The following is a 16,312-nucleotide window of genomic DNA, read 5'->3' as shown; positions in this document are numbered from 1 at the left end:
CCTCCTATAGGCTTCTCTTATCTCTTTCAGAAATAAAAAATCTTTCATAGACATCTCTATCTAGGTATTCTTCTAAAAGAGTTGTCAATATTTCATCGGTTATCTTTACATCCTTATCAACTATATCAAGCCAAAGGGGAACTCCCCTTGATGACATTGGTGTTAGGGTGTAGATGAGGCTAGATATTTCTTCCAAATATCTTTCTTGTGTGTCTAAGATATCAAGACCTACTGCACCAGGGAACTTTGATGTTCTCATAAAAGCTGATGAAAATCCTTCCCCCAAACCATCCTTGATAAACTTTTTATTAATTTCATTACGAATTAAAACTGCTTCACCAGTCTTAAGTCGATTAAATAAAATTTCTCTGTCATAAATACTTTCGTCGATTTCAAGACTTCTTGCAATTACATTTGTCTTTAAGTCCTTTATAACTCCAAAGAGTATTATGTTTTTTGCTTCACAAGTCTCTCTTAACTCCGTAAACAAATTAAGACAGTTAATCTTATATCTTATAAAGCCACCATCCATCATTAAGTAATCAAAATCATATTTGTCTATATATTCAAGTGCAGTTTCAATTTCAATTGTTGCAAGATATTTTTGCGAAAGATTTTTATCCTCGTAAATATCATTTAGTGTGGGTGTGTAGACCTTATTTTTATAAATTTCATTACCATCAGTTGACTTGGCAAGTCCTTGGAAAATTTCTATGAAGTGAGGAAAGGCGCCACCAGACCTGTTGTTAGATCCATCTACTCCAACAGTCCTCTTATATTTAGAAAGTTTTTCCTTAGGAAATTTTTCCATTTTAATAAGTCTTCCAACATTTTCTGTAAGCTCTTTTCTAAAAGCATCATTGTCTAGGCTAAAGATGAAATCATACTTGTTTCTAAGACTCTTATTTACTTCTCTAAGCTGACCTTCAAGATCTTGTAAATTAATCATAGGTCTAAACTCTCCTTGTAAACATCATTTTTAGGAAGATTATATTTTTTTGAAACTTCTTTTACTGCCTGAGACTTTTTCTTTCCAGACTTCAACTCTTCTTCAAGAAGACTTTTAATATCGTAAACTTTTTCTTCATTATTTCCTTCGAGAACTATAACAAACTCTCCCTTTTCTACAATGTCTCTTTCTAGAATTTTTGATGTTGTAGTCCTAATAGTTTCTTCAAAGACTTTTGTAATTTCTCTCGAGATAGAAATTTTCCTTTCGCCAAAAACTTCATATACATCTTGTAAAAAGTCTCTTATTCTGTGAGGCGCTTCATAAAAAATCAAAGTGAATTTTAAATCTTTAAGGCCTTCTAAGTCTTTTTTTCTGCTACTAGATTTACTTCCAGTAAAGCCATAAAAAGTGAAATGATCTGTATCAAGTCCTGATAAAACTAAGGCTGTTAAGGCTGCATTAGATCCTGGCAAAACCCTAAAGTCAATATTTTCTTCAATGAGTTTTTTAACTAAGACTGAACCAGGATCACTTATACCAGGCATACCTGCATCAGTTACCAGGGCAATATTTTTGTCGTCTAAATGTTCAATAATTTTTTCAGACATTTCTGCCTCATTAAACTTATGATAAGTCCTCAGTTCCTTATTAATATCATAGTGATTTAAAAGTTTTAAAGTAACTCTCCTATCTTCTGCATAAATTATATCTACTGACTTTAAAATTTCTATTGTCCTAAGACTTATATCACCTAAGTTTCCTATGGGAGTTGGGCAAAAATAAATCACAAGATCACCTCATTTCTGTAAACTCTCTTCATCTCGTCTGTATAGTCCTCCCCTTGTCTTATGTAAAAATCTCTAAAATCATTGCCAAAGTTTCCCTGTTTTCTTGCAATTACTATAGAGTTCTTTGGGTCCTTATGAAGGTTACCATGGATGTTTATTATATGTTTTACTCTCAACCCTGCAAGATTAATCTTATAAATAAGTTCAGCCAACCTATAAGTTGGATAAACAATATAAAGATTTCCAGAGTTTTTTAAGAGATAATTAATTATGTAAAGGCTCTTTTCGATATCAAAAAAGTGCTTTGCCGGAATTGTTTCAAATTTTATATTTTCATAATCATAGTAGGGTGGATTAAAAACTATAGAATCAAAATAATTTGTTTCATAAACTTCTTTTAAATCAAAAATATCTTTTTCTAATATTTTTATCTTATCCTCTAGTTTATTTTCTTTTAGAGACTCCCTAAAGTTCCCTAAAACTATTTTGTTAATGTCAACAGAATGAATTTCAAGGAACCTATCAGCTAGTCTTAGAGAAAGTATTCCATTACCACAGCCTAGATCAAGAGCCCTCCTTCCCCTTTTAACAAAAGAAGAAAGTATTAAAGAGTCAGTGGTGTACTTAAACTCATCTTCATCTTGAAAAATTATAAAATTTGTACCTGGTACTTGGTCCTTTTTCATATCTCACCTTGTAAAACCCCAAGGGCATCCTTGTATTTTTTATCGGCAGAATTTTGTAGAGCCTTATCTATACCTCCACTTAATTTTCCACCAGGCCTTATATCTTGAAGTTTAACCACATCATAATTAAGCCTTCCCTTTGCCCTATACCTATTGACATAAGTTGGTTGGACTTCATAGGATTTTAAACAAGTTACCCCACTTATATTATCCTTTTCGATTTCAAGTTTAACAAGGACGCCTGTGTCAACTCCAGATTTTTTTAAATTTTCAACTCTTTGGTTGGAAAGAGCATTTCCCATAGAATAAATAGTAAAGAGTTTTTTGTTATTAATCTCTTCTACTTCATATCTTTGCAAAATATGAGGATGAGAGCCTAAAATGATGTCTGCCCCATACTCATGGAGTTTGTTTTTTAAGTAGATTTGTCTTTCGTTTGGATGGACTTGGTATTCATTTCCCCAGTGAGGATAAACTATTACAATGTCAGATTTATCCTTAAGTTTTTTTATATCTCCAGCGACATCTTGTGAAAAAGTGTTGACGGAATACTCCTTATTTCTCATTAGCGAGTCCATACCATTTAAGGTATCTGTAAAAGAGATTAATCCAATTTTTATTCCATTCTTCTCTACAACTATTCCCTTCTCGCCCTCTTCTGCAAGGGTACCAAAGGATTCCATACCACTTTCTTTAATGTGACTTAGAGTTTCAGCTACTCCTTCAAGACCTGTATCAAGTGAATGATTGTTAGCAGTAGACAAAATATCAAATCCAGCATTTTTTAAAGAATAAATAGACTCCTTGGGAAAGTTAAACATAGGAAAATCAGATAATTTTCTATTTGAGTTTACGGATCCTTCGAAGTTTGCAATAGCAAGATCTGCTCCCTTAATATCTTCTGATATATTTGCAAAAATAGGTGTGAAATCATAAGTATTACCAGTCCTATAATTTTTAACAATGGGCTGATGAAAAATCATATCACCCATGGCAAGAATTTTAACTTGAGTCTTGTCTTCTTTTAAGTTAGCCTTATCTTTATTTTTTTCTATCTTTTCATTACTTACATTATTTATATTCTCAAATTTAAAATCAGTTTTATATGCAACAAATAAGCTCAAACTTAAAAAGAAAACAAGAGAAATTATAAAGATGTTTTTAAAATTTTTCAATCTTTACTCCTTGAAAATTCACAACCACAATAATCTTGCCTATACATATTAAACTTTTCTGTTAACTCTACAGACCTTTTAAACCCATTTTTTTTCTTAAAGTCTGAAAATAAATATTTAACATTGTATTCCTTGGATAAAAAATCTCCCAATTTATTTAAAATTTGTGAGTCCTTGTGGGGAGAAATAGAAAGTGTCGTTGTAAAATAGTCGTACTTATTTTCAGCAGCAAATTCTGCTGCCCTTTCCATTCTCTGCCTGTAACACTTAAAACATCTAGGACCACCTTCGCGATATTTTTCAAAACCCTTGATGTAATCAAGAAACTCATTATGATTATACTTAATTACTTGTACTTGAATTTCATCATTTAGTCCTAAATTCTTCACAAGTTCCACTTGCTCCTCGGCTCTTCTGTAAAATTCTTCTTCCCTATCAATGTTTGGGTTGTAATAAAATACATCAATGTCGAAGTATTCATTAATTCTTTCCAAGATTGCAGAAGAACAAGGACCACAACAAGAGTGCAAAAGTAGCCTTGGCTTATGGTTTTTGTCTATAGTTTTTATTACTTTTTCCATTTCCAAATTGTAATTAATCTTATTCAAAATACCACCTATAAAATTAGACTAGTCGCCTAGTCTAAAAATCATTTATTCTCTTGTCTACTTTTTGCTATAAATCTTATGGCAAGTCCAAAGACAATAAGTCCAAGACTCACAAGTTGGGAAACCCTAAAGGCACCAATGTAAAGAGAATCAGTTCTCATTCCCTCAATAAAGAATCTTGCGATACCATAGCATATTAAATAAAAAGATATTAATTGTCCTTCAAACTTTTGCTTTTTTGAAAGATAAAAATATAAAAATAAAAATATCAAAAAATTTACAGAGGATTCATAAAAAAATGTTGGATGAACCCTTTGTCCATCAACTAAAATTGCCCAAGGCACATTAGTAACTCCACCGTGAGCTTCTCCATTAATATAGTTCCCCCACCTGCCAATTGATTGGGCAAGGGCAAGACCAGGTGCAATACAATCTGTCAAAGTCCAAAAATTTACTTTTTTCACTCTTGTGAATATATAAATTGTTAGACCGCCGGCAATAATGCCTCCGTAAACTGCTAGTCCACCATTTCGGATTGCAAAGATTTCATTTAAATGTTGACTATAGTAGTCCCATTCAAATATTACATAATAAAGCCTTGCTCCCAAGACTCCAATTATAACTGCAAATAGAGAAACATCATTTGCAATATCCTTGTAAAGTCCATTTTTGTAAGATTTCTTCTTTGCCATGGACTCTGTTATAAGGATAGCCAAGAAAACTCCAAGAGCAATTAGAATTCCGTACCATTTAACTTCTAATCCAAAAATTGTAAAGGCAACGGGATTTATATTCATAGTGACTTGCTTTCTTTGTAAATATTAACTCCGGCAGACACACCAAGTCTATCGGCTCCATTTTCAATCATTTCTAGGGATTTTTTGTAGTCTCTTATGCCTCCGCTAGCCTTAACCTTTACTCTTTCTGATACAGATTTTCTCATCAAGGCAACGTCATCAGGATCTGCTCCTGAAGTTGAAAAACCAGTAGAAGTCTTAACAAAATCTGCTCCGGCTTCATCTGAAAGTTCACAAGCTTTAACAATTTCTTCTTTTGTTAGAAGGCAATTTTCAAGTATAACCTTTAAAAGGGTCCCATTATTATGACAAACTTTTGCAATCTCATGGATTTCTTCTTTAACTAAGTCGTATTTTTTTGACTTAAGAAGTCCAATATTTATTACCATGTCAATTTCATTGGCTCCATTTTTTATAGCATTTTCTGTTTCAAAAACTTTAACTTCTTTAGTATTAGCACCTAGTGGAAACCCAATAACTGTACAAACTTTTACATCAGTGTCCTTTAAACTTTCAGCACATTTTTTAACCCACACTGGGTTTACGCAAACTGAGAAAAAATTATATTCTTTGGCTTCTTCTATTATTTTTTCAATTTGTTCTTCTGTAGATTCTGGTTTTAATAATGTATGGTCAATAATCCTATTAATTTCCATTAATCTCTCTCCCATGATGTGAACACATCTGTTACATCATCGTTGTCCTCTAAGGCATCAATTAACTTTTCCATATTCTTAATATCATCTTCATCAGCTAAAGCAGTTTCAGTTTGAGGGATGTAAGTTATATCAGATTCAATAAAGGAATGACCTTCATCTTCCAAAGCCTTTCTTACATTGTGATAGTCTTCTGGCTCAGTAATAATTTCAAAGGCTTCTCCCCTGTCGACTACATCTTCTGCTCCAGCATCAATTGCAATTAAAGTAAACTCATCTTCGTCAAAGTCTTCTTTTAAGACACCAAGTATTCCCTTTTTATCAAACATAAAAGATACACAACCTGGTTGACCAAGATTACCTGCATATTTATCAAATAAATGTCTTATTTCAGGTGCAGTTCTATTTCTATTATCTGTTAGGCAGTGAACCATAACAGCAACCCCACCTGGACCATATCCTTCGTAAACAATTTCTTCAAAGTTATCGTCGTTGTCGCCACCACCAGCTTTAGCAATAGCTCTTTCTATGTTGTCATTAGGCATATTTTCTGCCTTAGCCTTATCAATAGCAACCTTAAGTGATGGATTGTAATCTGGATCAAGTCCAGCTTCCTTAGCTGCTACAGTTATTTGTCTTGCAAGTTTTGTAAAAATTTTACCTCTTCTTGCATCTTCCTTACCTTTTTTATTTTTAATATTATTCCATTTAGAATGTCCTGACATCTAATCACCTTTCTATATAAATCGATTTTTAAGCATATAGATTATTATATTACATCACTTTAGTAATCGTCAATATTATGGGCATAAGATGATGCTTATCACTTCATTATTTTTATTTCAAATCAAAAATAAAAGACACACTTACAGCTTGATCATAATTTTCTATTTTCATCACGCCCTTATGCAAGTTACAAATTTGTTTTGATACAAATAAGCCCATTCCATGTCTTTGAACATCGGATAGATTTTCTTCGTTAAGTCTTTTTATAACACTATAATCAATTGGACTTCCTTCATTCGTAATGGATATAAGCAAGCTGTCATATAAAATCTCATAATTTATATAAATTTTCCCCTCTCCATATTTAATACTGTTGTTTAAAATATTTTCTAGCATCCTGTAAAATAAATGATTATCCATTTTTATTTTTATTTCTTTATTTATTTTATTTTCAAAAATAATTTCTTTATTAGGATTTTCATTTAAACTATTTACGATTAACTTTCTTATAACAGAGATTGGATCCCTATACTCAAAATGTTTGTCGCTAAGGTTCTCAAGGCTATTTGTTAAATTTAAGTCCTCGATAATTCTGCTTATTTTTATAACTTGATCTTCAATTCTTTTGACTTCATCTAAATTTTCTTTTGTCTTGATTCCTTCCATCTCCCAAGAGATTTTTGTGAGAGGAGTCCTTATGTCGTGACTGATTCCTCTGAGCCAACTTGCTTGGCTTTTTTTAAGATTAATAAATTTCTCATTTGCTTCATTAATTGTTTTAGAAATTTCTTTTAACTCTCCCTCTTCTTCAAGTCCCTTATAATCTTCATCAAAAACATTATTGATAGCTTCTTGAAGTGGGTTTAATTTTTTAAAAATACTTTTAACTTCATAAACATAAAATACATAAACAAGTAGAGCGAAGAAGAGAATACTAATAAGTAAAATAAGGAAGTTTATCTTTGCTAATTCATAAGAATAATAATTAAAGGGAAACTTATCTAAAGAATTTTTTGGATAAGCAAGAACTAATACTCCATCATCTACTACAAAAGTAAAGACAGGATAATCATTTAAGTAATACCTTGTAAACCTAACAATATCACTTATTTCAAATTTATTTTTAACTTCTTTAGGCTTGTTAAAGCTCTCAACAACTTGTCCATTTTTATCAATTCTTATTGCCCAAATATTTTTATCTTCTAAGTATTTCTTATTTTCCTCTGTAAAATAAATTTCTTCAGCCTTATTTTCCTCTTTATTATTTTCTACAAATTCAAATACATTGCTTGGCTCTGTATATTTTTTTGAAAATTTAAAACTTGTATAAAAATTTCCAATTAAACTCAAAATCATTAAGACTAATAAAATTAATATAAATAAAACAAATTTCTTTAGTTTTTTTAAAAAATAATTTAACATTCTTTATTATCCCCAAGTAACTTGTAGCCCAATCCCTTTACTGTAATAAGAATTTTTGGATTTGCAGGATCTGTTTCAAGCTTATCCCTTAGTCTATAGATGTGGGTTATTAACGTGTTTTCGTAACCAAAGCTATCTTCCCAACATTTTTCTAATATTTGGTCTATTGAAACAATTTTATTTAAATTAGTAGCAAGATAATCTAAAATTTTAAATTGTTTTGCCGTCAATTGTATATCCTCTTCATTCTTTATTAGCATTGCCCTCTCTCTATCAAAAATAATTCCACCTGATAAGATAATTTTTTCATTTTTATTTTGATAAGTTCTCCTAAGCACTGCCTCTATTCTCCACAAGAGGTCTTCAGGCAAAAAAGGCTTTACTATATAGTCGTCTACTTCTAAATCGAAACCTTCTTTTTTGTCATCAATACCACTTAAGGCTGACAATATAATTACAGGTAGGCTTGACTTCTTTCTAAGGTCCTTTAATAAGTCAAAGCCACTCCCATCGGTGAGCATTATATCTAATATCATTAAATCAACTTTATTGTTATTAAGTTTAAATCTTGCTTCTGCAATATTTTTTGCTGTGAGTATCTTTTGGTATCCCTTGTTCTTTAAAAACTTGTACATACTATCAATCAAATAAGACTCGTCATCAACTAATAAAATGCTTGCATCTCTAAAAATATTCATTTCTTTCTCCTTTAAAGCAATTTTATCACATAAAAATTTTAATTTTTAAAATGTGATGTAAAAGTAATCTACTTAAAATCTCTAAGTTATTTCCATTTTTTATAATCATTTTGAATTTGAGAAAGGAGAATATCATGACAAATATTTTAAAAATTGAAAATCTTACGAAATCCTATGACAAAAACACAGTCTTAAAGAATGTAAATTTAGAAATCCAAGAAGGAAGTATCTTTGGACTTATTGGGCCCAATGGTGCTGGCAAGTCCACCCTTATGAAGTCTATTCTAGGTTTAGTTAAAAAAGATTCTGGAAAAATAAGCTTGTATGGAAAAGAAGTAAATGAAAAAAATCAAAAAGAAACAAATAAGAATTTAGGTTCATTAATCGAAGCCCCGTCCTTTTATGACCACCTCACAGCCTATGATAACTTAGATCTTATCTGTGACATGAAAAATATAAATAAAAATATGATTGATCAAACCTTAAGAGATGTTGGACTAATAAAAAGTAAAGACAAAAAGGTCAGAGAGTTTTCACTGGGTATGAAACAAAGACTAGGTATTGCCATAGCCCTTATTGGAAATCCAAAATTTTTAATCTTAGATGAGCCTATTAATGGACTTGATCCCTATGGTATTGAAGAGATGAGAGACTTGTTCAAGAGTATCGTTAAAAATTCTAATACTAGCATTTTAATCTCTTCACATATCTTAGATGAAATTGAAAAAATATCGACTCACATTGGCATACTTAAAAATGGGTCCTTAACTTACACTGGTTCTTTAAGAGACTATAGGGACCTCCATCCACCAGTGATTGTTTTAAAAACTTCAGATAATCTTAAGGCATCAAAGTTATTAGATCTTCCTCAGTCAAATATTGTTAACGACTATTTAGTTCTTGGAAATAAAAGTAAAGAAGAAGTTGCAAGAATAATAAAAAATCTTGTCAATGTTGTCGATATTTATAGGGTCGAAAAAAGAAAAGAAAGTCTTGAAAAGTTATTTATTCAAGAAACAAGTGCAAGGTGATCCTATGAAAAACTTAGAAATAAAAAAGAATAAGGGGCTGAAATTAAATTTAACAATTTTAATTTTATTTGCCATACATTTATTTTCAATCCTTATAGCCTTCAAGACAAAAGACTTTCAAACTAACCAGTATCCCCTTGCAAGGATATTAGATTCCTATCTAGCAATCTCTTTATTTTTTAATCCCATCGCCCTATCATCCCTTGTTAAAAAAGTAATTGAGATTGAAGAAAAAAATAATATGTGGCAAATGCAAATGAGCCTTGGTTTAAAAGTTCAGAAAATTTTATTGGATAAAATTAAAAACTTGTCAATAAAAGTTTTCTTACTACAAATTATTGAGTGGTTGATAATAATATTTTTAGCAAGTAAAAATATAAACTTTGACTTAGATATAGAGGTAATAAAAAGAATAGTGATTTACTTTTTAACAACTTTATCAATTAACATTTCTATGCTATTGATCTTCACAATAATTGAAATTAAAAGTAAAAAAATTTATTTCTCCCTCTTCTTTTCAATTGTTGGAGCAATGTCTGGAATAATTACTATGCTAACATCAAAAGTATTATCACAAATAAATCCCTTTGGACTCCTTGCTACTATCTTGAATATAAATTATGTAAAAGATGGACAAGTATACACACAGACTATGAATAATATAAATTATCTCACATTGTTAGTAAGCTTAATTTATATAATCCTCAGTCTAATTTACATCACAAGACTTAATAAATTTACACTCTCTAAGGACATATAGGAGGCATAAATGTTAAAAATAGAATTTAAAAAATTAAAATTGTTTTCACTCTTAACTACAGTATTAATAATTCCCTTGCTCGCAAATATTTTTGGGACTATAAATTATTTACTAAATCAAGAAATCTTAAAAAACAAATTGGAAAGTCTTTGGACTCAAACATCTTTATTCTACTTTACGTTTTTTATAATCCCCCTTATATCCATAATAGTTTCAAGCCTTTGGTCAGTTGAACATAAGGCTGGCTTAAAATTAATAAGAACAAGTCCTATTAAAAATATAAATTTCATCAGGGCAAAGTCTTTTATTGCCTTTATCATAATAGCCTTCACTCAAATATATTTTTTATTACTATTTGTATTAAGTGGCAAATTTATATGTGGTTTTAATATTGAAAGCTTAGGATTATACATCTACTACATCGGAATAAGCATTCTATCTTCTATTCCAATAATTGCGATAATGAATTATCTTAGTTTAAAAATAAAATCTCTAGGCTTAATAGTTCTTGCGTCAGTCTTGATTTCAATTTTTGGCTTTGGTATTGTGGCACAAAATATATTGCCACTATTTCAAAATATTATTGCTTCAAGCAAGCTGGCTATGGCGACAAATCATTTTGACTTAATAAATAAAGTTGAAGGGATAAAAATGTTTTTGTTTTCGTTAATTGAAATCTTAATCTTTACAAAACTGTCTAATAAATTATTAAAATATGAATAAGAAAAAGGGTAGGTCCAATTTTAGGCCTACCCTTTTATATCCTATGAAGTTATTAATCTTATTAAGTTAATAAAAAATTTTTATTTTAGAATTGCGCCCTTGTCTGAACTTGTAACGCATCTTCTGTACCTGTCGAGCCATCCTGAAACCTTATTTATTTCTAATGGTTTAAAGTTTTCCATTCTTTTCTTTAACTCCTCATCAGAAATTTTTAAATTTATTGAATACTTAGGTATATCTATTTCAATAATATCTCCTTCTTCAATAATTCCTATTTCGCCACCAAGGGCGGCTTCAGGAGATACATGACCTATTGATGCTCCTCTTGATGCTCCAGAAAACCTACCATCAGTTATAAGTGCTACCTCCTTGTCAAGCTTCATACCTGCAAGAGCTGATGTCGGGTTAAGCATCTCCCTCATACCAGGACCTCCCTTTGGTCCTTCATAACGAATTACAACTACATCACCCTTATTTATTTTTCTTCCATAAATAGCTTTAATAGCATCATCTTCTGAATTGAAAACTCTTGCTGGTCCAGAGTGTCTTAACATACTTTCGTCTACAGCAGATCTTTTTACAACGCAACCTCTTCTTGCAATGTTACCGAATAAAATTGCTAAGCCACCAACCTTTGAATAAGGATTTTCTAAATGTCTAATAACGTTATGACTTTTAATCTCGACACTTTTTAAATTATTAGAAAGCTTTTCTCCACTCACTGTTATAACATCTTTATCGAGAAAATCTCCCTTTAGAAGTTCCTTTTGCACTGCCCCTATTCCACCACTTAAATATAAGTCTTCCATGTGATGAGGTCCTGCTGGAGCAAGATGACACAAGTTTGGAACTTTTTCGCTTATTTCGTTAAACAAGTTAAGGTCTACATCAAGTCCAGCTTCAGATGCAATTGCTAAGAGGTGGAGAACGGTGTTAGTAGAACAACCTAGGGCCATGTCACAAACTATTGCATTCCTAACTGACCTATCAGTTATTATGTCCTTTATTCTGATGTCCTTCTTAAGTAGTTCCATAATTTCAAATCCTGAATCTTTTGCAATTCTATATCTTTCAGAATAGACTGCTGGGGTTGTGCCATTACCTGGCAAGGCTAAACCTATCGCTTCTGAAAGGCAGTTCATTGAGTTGGCAGTATACATCCCTGCACAAGATCCACAAGTTGGACAAACTGATTTTTCAATTTCATATAGGTCATCATCACTTATCAAGTTAGCCTTGTTGGCACCAACAGCTTCAAAGGCATAAGAAAGAGAAATTTCTTTTTTATTATTTTTCCCAGCAAGCATTGGTCCACCGCTAACAAGTATGGTTGGAAGATTTAATCTAAGAGCACCCATAATCATACCAGGCACTATCTTGTCACAATTGGGAACTAGAACAAGGGCATCAAGTCCATGGGCAATTGCCATAGTCTCTACACTATCTGCGATTAAGTCACGACTTGGAAGAGAATACTTCATTCCAAGATGACCCATGGCTATGCCATCGCATACTCCAATTGATGGAATAGTAATTGGCGTTCCTCCATTCATTAATACTCCTATCTTTACAGCATCTGCAACCTTATCAAGATACATATGTCCTGGTACAATCTCACTATAAGCAGAAATTATTCCAACAAGAGGTCTCTCAAGTTGTTTTTTAGTATATCCAAGGGCGTAGAAGAGAGACCTATTTGGCGCTCTCTCTGGTCCTTTTAATACTTCTTCACTATTTAACTTCATGCTTGACCTACTTCTTTAACCAAGTCATCATTGATCTAAGTTCTCCACCAACTTTTTCAAGTTGATGTTCTGCTTCCCTTCTCCTTGTTGTTAAGAATTGGATTTTTCTTCCACCACTAAATTCTTGCATAAACTCACTTGCAAAGGCACCGGATTGAATGTCATCTAATACTTTTTTCATATTATCACGAGTTTCTTTTCCTATGATTTTTTTACCAGCATGATAATCTCCATACTCAGCCGTGTTAGAAATTGAATTTCTCATATTTGCAAATCCACCTTCAACTATCATATCAACAATTAACTTCATTTCATGGATACATTCAAAGTATGCCATTTCAGGTTCGTAACCTGCCTCAACAAGAGTTTCAAATCCTGCCTTCATAAGTTCAGTTACGCCACCACAAAGAACAGCTTGTTCACCAAATAAATCTGTCTCAGTTTCTTCCTTAAAAGAAGTTTCCAAAATTCCAGCTCTTCCTGCTCCAAGGGCAGATGCATAAGCAAGAGCTACATCCTTGGCCTTGCCACTTGCATCTTGATAGACTGCAACAAGTGAAGGAACACCATATCCTTGTTCGTATTGACTTCTAACAGTATGACCTGGTCCCTTTGGTGCAACCATAGACACATCAATTCCTTCAGCTGGCTTAACAAGATTGTAATGAACGTTAAATCCATGAGCATACATAAGTGTATCTCCAGCTTTTAAGTTTGGTGCAACTTCATTATTATATATATCTGCAGAAACTTCATCAGGAACTAACATCATAACAATATCTGCTCTCTTTGCAGCTTCGGCAACTTCCATTACCTCTAGACCAAATTCTTCAGCCATCTTTCTTGACTTAGAAGATTTTCTAAGTCCAACGATTACATTAACTCCACTTTCTTTTAAGTTCATTGCATGAGCATGACCCTGAGATCCAAAACCCATTATAGCTACTGTCTTTCCACTTAATAAAGATAAGTCACAATCTTTGTCATAATATTTTTTTATCATTTTCTTTCCTCCTAAAATTTTTTGATTCCTGTTATACCAGTTCTTATTACATCAACTACTTTATACTTAGAAATAATTTTTAAAAAATCATCTAAGTTTTTCTTATCCCCAGTCAATTCTAAAAATAAATTTTCTGAAGAATAATCAACAATTTTTGCACCATACAAATTAGTCAGTGCATTTAACTCCAAATAATCTCCGCTAGAAATTTCAAGTCTAATTAATAGCATCTCACGAGATATGAAGTTTTCATTATTCATAATTTCCAAATTAATTACATCTTCTAGTTTTTCAATTTGATTTACAACTTGCCTAACTGAATCAGGTTCTTCAGATATTGTGGCAATGATCCTTGTCTTGTTATCGTCTTTATTGACAACAGCAGCATTAATACTTTCAATGTTGAAATCTCTCCTTGCGAGAATAGATGAAATTCTCGTAAGAATGCCTGCATTATTGTAAACTAGAATATTTATTGTGCTTAAACTTTTCATCTCTTCACTCCATTATCACATCCTCAACAGAACCACCTGCTGGTATCATTGGCAATACTAATTCATCCTTATCTATTTCAACTTCAATCACAACGGGTTTATTTGCCCTTATTGCCTTCTCAAAAGAAATTTTAAATTCATTAAAACTCTTACAAGAATAGGCATCTGCACCCATAGCTTTTGAGAGATTAACGTAGTCAAGACCACTTACCATATTTGTTCCTGAAAATCTATCATTATACAAGATATGCTGCCACTGTCTTACCATTCCAAGAGCACTGTTATTCAACACAACTGTTATGATGTTTACATGATTATTAACAGCTGTTATGACCTCGTTAAAGTTCATATTAAAGGAACCATCTCCTGTAATATGAACCACAGGTCTATTAGGATTTCCAACTTTAGCTCCTATGGCTGCACCATACCCAAATCCCATAGTCCCAAGTCCACCACTTGTCAAAAAAGATCTCGGATGTGTTCTTCCACAGTACTGGGCAGTCCACATTTGATGTTGACCAACGTCAGTAACAAAAATCAAATCTTCCCCAAGTGTCTTTGAAATATATTTTATTACTTGATGAGGTTTAATCTCGTCTTCAGAAGATTTTGGGACGTAGTCGTTTTTTCTTAATTCATTAATTCTACTTATCCAATCTCTTCTCTCCATTGAATTAATATGAGGTAAGAGCCTAGTTAATATTTCCTTTACATCTCCAATTAAGCTAAAATGTGTAAAAATATTTTTATCTATTTCAGACTTATCTATGTCGATATGAATTATATATGCGTTTTTTGCGAATTTTTCTGTATTAAGTGCAACCCTATCAGAAAATCTAACTCCACAAGCTATTAGTAAATCGCACTCGTCAATGGCCTGGTTAGTGCTATACCTCCCATGCATTCCAAGCATCCCAAGATTTAATTCATCTTCATATCCAAGAACGCCAATCCCCATTATTGTGTTGCAAGCTGGAATGTTAGATTCTTGAATTAATTTTCTAAGTTCTTTAAAACTTCCCGAGGCTGTTACACCACCTCCACAGTAAATAATTGGTTTCTTTGAGTTGTTAATATAATTAGCAACTTTTAATATGTCCTCTTCTTTTATATCGAAGTTATTTTTTTCACTTAATTTTTCTTTTGGTTCATAATAAGTAAAATCTGCCATTACATCTGATGGAATATCAATAAGTACAGGTCCCTTCCTTCCAGAGTTTGCAATTTTAAAAGCCTTTCTAATTGTTTCTTGAAGTTGAGATACATCTCTTACAATAAAATTGTGTTTTGTAATTGGCATTGTAATACCAACTATGTCTATTTCTTGAAAGGAATCCTTTCCAATTAATTTCCTGCTTGCATTTCCTGTGATGCAAACAAGAGGAATTGAATCCATAAAGGCAGTGGCTACTCCCGTCACAATATTTGTAGCTCCAGGCCCTGAAGTTGCAATAACAACTCCAACCTTGCCAGTGGATCTTGCAAAACCATCAGCAGCATGAGCAGCCCCTTGTTCATGACTTGTCCTAATTAATTTTATTTTGTCCCTGTAGTCATAGAGAGAATCAAAAACTTGTATTACAGAGCCACCAGGATAACCAAAAAGGGTATCCACACCTTCATCTATTAAAGTTTTTAAAATAATCTCCGAGCCTTTAACTTTCATTTTCCTTCACCCCTTAACACATGTATTATTGGTCTTTCATCCCTTGGGAATTCTATATTTAAATTCAAACCGTAAAGTTCTGAAAGATTTTTATCTGTTAACACTTCTTCCCTTTTCCCCTTTTTAAATATTCTTCCATCCTTAATTAGGACAACGTGAGTAATGGTTGGTAATATTTCTGATATGTCATGACTTATATAAATTAAATTAGTCTTTATATCCTCAATAAAATTTAAAATTTTTTCTTTTTGGTACAAGTCTAGACTTGCACAGGGTTCATCTAAAACTAATATCTCAGGTCTTGCAATTAAACTTCTTAAGATCAATACCTTTTGCTTTTCTCCAGCAGATAAAACTTTGTACTTCTTATCTTTCATATAAT

Annotated in this window: 18 protein-coding genes; 3 read left to right on the top strand and 15 right to left on the bottom strand. The window is 32.0% G+C overall.

The features are described from left to right. Window positions 1–4: 4 nt before the first annotated feature. The 10 genes from CAN42_RS06675 to CAN42_RS06630 form a co-directional block, all read right to left on the bottom strand. Window positions 5–949 (bottom strand): DNA double-strand break repair nuclease NurA, encoded by a 945-nt coding sequence (locus CAN42_RS06675; protein WP_085876051.1) that lies wholly within the window; start codon window positions 947–949, stop codon window positions 5–7. Beyond that, window positions 946–1,740 carry a 16S rRNA (cytidine(1402)-2'-O)-methyltransferase gene (rsmI, locus tag CAN42_RS06670; RefSeq protein ID WP_085876050.1) on the bottom strand — a complete coding sequence of 265 codons (795 nt, stop codon included), beginning with the start codon at window positions 1,738–1,740 and terminating at the stop codon, window positions 946–948. Before rsmI ends, CAN42_RS06675 begins: the two co-directional genes overlap by 4 nt. Beyond that, window positions 1,737–2,426 (bottom strand): tRNA1(Val) (adenine(37)-N6)-methyltransferase, encoded by a 690-nt coding sequence (locus tag CAN42_RS06665; protein WP_085876048.1) that lies wholly within the window; start codon window positions 2,424–2,426, stop codon window positions 1,737–1,739. Before CAN42_RS06665 ends, rsmI begins: the two co-directional genes overlap by 4 nt. After that, the gene (locus CAN42_RS06660) at window positions 2,423–3,601 is read right to left on the bottom strand and encodes a CapA family protein (RefSeq protein ID WP_085876046.1); all 1,179 of its coding nucleotides are present in this window, start codon (window positions 3,599–3,601) and stop codon (window positions 2,423–2,425) included. The genes CAN42_RS06665 and CAN42_RS06660 overlap by 4 nt, the downstream gene beginning before the upstream one ends. Further along, window positions 3,598–4,209, bottom strand: a complete 612-nt coding sequence (locus CAN42_RS06655) for an epoxyqueuosine reductase QueH (RefSeq protein WP_085876045.1) — start codon at window positions 4,207–4,209, stop codon at window positions 3,598–3,600. Before CAN42_RS06655 ends, CAN42_RS06660 begins: the two co-directional genes overlap by 4 nt. A gap of 41 nt (window positions 4,210–4,250) precedes the next feature. Then, on the bottom strand, window positions 4,251–5,006 hold the full coding sequence (gene lgt, locus CAN42_RS06650; RefSeq protein ID WP_085876043.1) for a prolipoprotein diacylglyceryl transferase: 756 nt from the start codon (window positions 5,004–5,006) through the stop codon (window positions 4,251–4,253). Continuing rightward, window positions 5,003–5,662 carry a deoxyribose-phosphate aldolase gene (gene deoC / locus CAN42_RS06645; RefSeq protein WP_085876041.1) on the bottom strand — a complete coding sequence of 220 codons (660 nt, stop codon included), beginning with the start codon at window positions 5,660–5,662 and terminating at the stop codon, window positions 5,003–5,005. The genes lgt and deoC overlap by 4 nt, the downstream gene beginning before the upstream one ends. After that, a complete protein-coding gene (locus tag CAN42_RS06640) occupies window positions 5,662–6,387 on the bottom strand; it encodes a YebC/PmpR family DNA-binding transcriptional regulator (RefSeq protein WP_085876039.1) in 726 nt (241 codons plus the stop codon). Before CAN42_RS06640 ends, deoC begins: the two co-directional genes overlap by 1 nt. A 112-nt stretch (window positions 6,388–6,499) precedes the next feature. Next, window positions 6,500–7,810 (bottom strand): sensor histidine kinase, encoded by a 1,311-nt coding sequence (locus CAN42_RS06635; protein WP_085876038.1) that lies wholly within the window; start codon window positions 7,808–7,810, stop codon window positions 6,500–6,502. Continuing rightward, window positions 7,804–8,508, bottom strand: coding sequence for a response regulator transcription factor (locus CAN42_RS06630; protein WP_085876036.1), 705 nt, complete (start codon window positions 8,506–8,508; stop codon window positions 7,804–7,806). Before CAN42_RS06630 ends, CAN42_RS06635 begins: the two co-directional genes overlap by 7 nt. 134 nt (window positions 8,509–8,642) lie before the next feature. Between CAN42_RS06630 and CAN42_RS06625 the strand changes: the two genes are divergently transcribed. From CAN42_RS06625 to CAN42_RS06615, 3 genes are read left to right on the top strand one after another with little or no spacing between them, the layout of a single operon-like run. Beyond that, window positions 8,643–9,539 (top strand): ABC transporter ATP-binding protein, encoded by an 897-nt coding sequence (locus CAN42_RS06625; protein ID WP_085876034.1) that lies wholly within the window; start codon window positions 8,643–8,645, stop codon window positions 9,537–9,539. Between the two features lie 4 nt (window positions 9,540–9,543). After that, entirely contained in the window at window positions 9,544–10,299 is a 756-nt protein-coding gene (locus CAN42_RS06620; RefSeq protein ID WP_085876033.1) for a hypothetical protein, read from the top strand. 9 nt (window positions 10,300–10,308) lie between these two features. Further along, window positions 10,309–11,022, top strand: a complete 714-nt coding sequence (locus CAN42_RS06615; RefSeq protein ID WP_085876032.1) for an ABC transporter permease — start codon at window positions 10,309–10,311, stop codon at window positions 11,020–11,022. Between the two features lie 80 nt (window positions 11,023–11,102). Here the strand turns inward: CAN42_RS06615 and ilvD are convergent, their stop codons facing one another. Genes ilvD through CAN42_RS06590 form a run of 5 tightly spaced genes read right to left on the bottom strand, consistent with a single transcriptional unit; the run spans window position 11,103 to window position 16,307 of the window. Next, window positions 11,103–12,767 (bottom strand): dihydroxy-acid dehydratase, encoded by a 1,665-nt coding sequence (gene ilvD, locus CAN42_RS06610; RefSeq protein ID WP_085876031.1) that lies wholly within the window; start codon window positions 12,765–12,767, stop codon window positions 11,103–11,105. A 7-nt stretch (window positions 12,768–12,774) separates the two neighbouring features. Then, window positions 12,775–13,770: a ketol-acid reductoisomerase gene (gene ilvC, locus CAN42_RS06605; RefSeq protein ID WP_085876030.1), complete on the bottom strand. Its 996-nt coding sequence runs from the start codon at window positions 13,768–13,770 to the stop codon at window positions 12,775–12,777. Between the two features lie 11 nt (window positions 13,771–13,781). Further along, on the bottom strand, window positions 13,782–14,264 hold the full coding sequence (gene ilvN / locus CAN42_RS06600; RefSeq protein WP_062571276.1) for an acetolactate synthase small subunit: 483 nt from the start codon (window positions 14,262–14,264) through the stop codon (window positions 13,782–13,784). A 4-nt stretch (window positions 14,265–14,268) separates the two neighbouring features. Continuing rightward, complete coding sequence (gene ilvB / locus CAN42_RS06595) at window positions 14,269–15,930, bottom strand: biosynthetic-type acetolactate synthase large subunit (RefSeq protein ID WP_085876028.1); 1,662 nt, start codon at window positions 15,928–15,930, stop codon at window positions 14,269–14,271. Beyond that, window positions 15,927–16,307, bottom strand: a complete 381-nt coding sequence (locus CAN42_RS06590; RefSeq protein WP_085876027.1) for an ATP-binding cassette domain-containing protein — start codon at window positions 16,305–16,307, stop codon at window positions 15,927–15,929. The genes ilvB and CAN42_RS06590 overlap by 4 nt, the downstream gene beginning before the upstream one ends. Window positions 16,308–16,312: the final 5 nt, after the last annotated feature.

The sequence above is a fragment of the Peptoniphilus vaginalis genome (genome assembly GCF_900176605.1).
Taxonomy (GTDB): domain Bacteria; phylum Bacillota; class Clostridia; order Tissierellales; family Peptoniphilaceae; genus Peptoniphilus_A; species Peptoniphilus_A vaginalis.
The sequence above is the reverse complement of the archived record's forward strand: the minus strand, read 5'-3'. Positions and strand labels throughout refer to the sequence as shown.